General features: G+C 76.7%; 1 protein-coding gene. It reads right to left on the reverse strand.

Features of this window, described 5'->3' with window-relative positions:
• Positions 1-1,048, reverse strand: a 1,048-nt coding sequence (locus tag WA788_RS35330) for an AMP-binding protein (RefSeq protein WP_335984565.1), incomplete at both ends; no start/stop codon positions are given.

Raw genomic sequence — 1,048 nt, forward strand, 5'->3', positions numbered from 1 at the left:
CGGTGGTCGCGGTGATCCCGGCGCCGTCCAGGGCGGCCAGCGCCGAGGGCGGCAGCGTGACATGGGTGACGGGGGTGCTCGGGTCGGTGAGGGCCTCCAGCGGTGAGGTGCCGGGGGCGAGGACGAGGGCGGCGCCGCTCAGCAGCGCGCCGCACAGGTCCCAGAAGGCCGCGTCGAAGCTGGGCGAGGCGAACTGGAGCACCCGGCTGCCCCGGGTCACGCCGAGCCGGCCGGCCTGGGCGGCGACCAGGCCCGACACGCCCGCGTGGCTGACGACGACGCCCTTGGGGCGGCCGGTCGAGCCCGAGGTGTAGATCACGTACGCCGGGTGCCGCACATCGAGCGGAACCCGCGGATCGGTCTCGGGCCGGCCGGCCGACGCGGCGACGGCCGCCACGTCCTCGACCACGACCGAGGGCCGCACGTCCGCCAGCATGAACGCGATCCGGGCGGCCGGGTACGCCGGGTCCAGCGGCAGATAGGCCGCGCCCGCCTTCAGCACGCCCAGTACCGCGACCACCGACTCCACCGACCGCGGCAGCGCCACCGCCACCACCTGCTCCGGGCCCACTCCCCGGGCGATCAGCTCATGCGCGAACCGGTTGGCGCGCACGTCGAGTTGACGATACGTCAGCTCGGTGTCACCGCAGACCAGCGCGACCGCGTCCGGCGCCGCCGCCACCTGCGCGGCGAACAGCTCGGGCAGGCTCGCGCGGGCCGCCTCCTCGGGGCCGGCCGGCAGCGCCTCGCGGCGCTCCTCGGCGGACAGCAGCTCGATCGCGCCGATCGGCCGGCCGGGGGCGGCCGCGACCTCGGCCAGCAGTCTGGTCAGCCGGGCGGCCAGGGCCTCGACGGTCGGGCGGTCGAACAGGTCGGTGCTGTACTCGACGGAACCGGCCAGGCCCGCCGGCGCGCCGTCGGGGCCGAACTCCTCCGCGAACCCGAAGGTCAGGTCGAGCCGCGCGGTCCCGGTGAGCACCGCGACCCCGGAGACCTCCAGTCCCGGCAGGGCGAAGTCGCCGCCGGGCGCGTTCTGCACGACCAGGCC

Source organism: Streptomyces sp. CA2R106 (genome assembly GCF_037034245.1).
Lineage (GTDB): Bacteria > Actinomycetota > Actinomycetes > Streptomycetales > Streptomycetaceae > Actinacidiphila.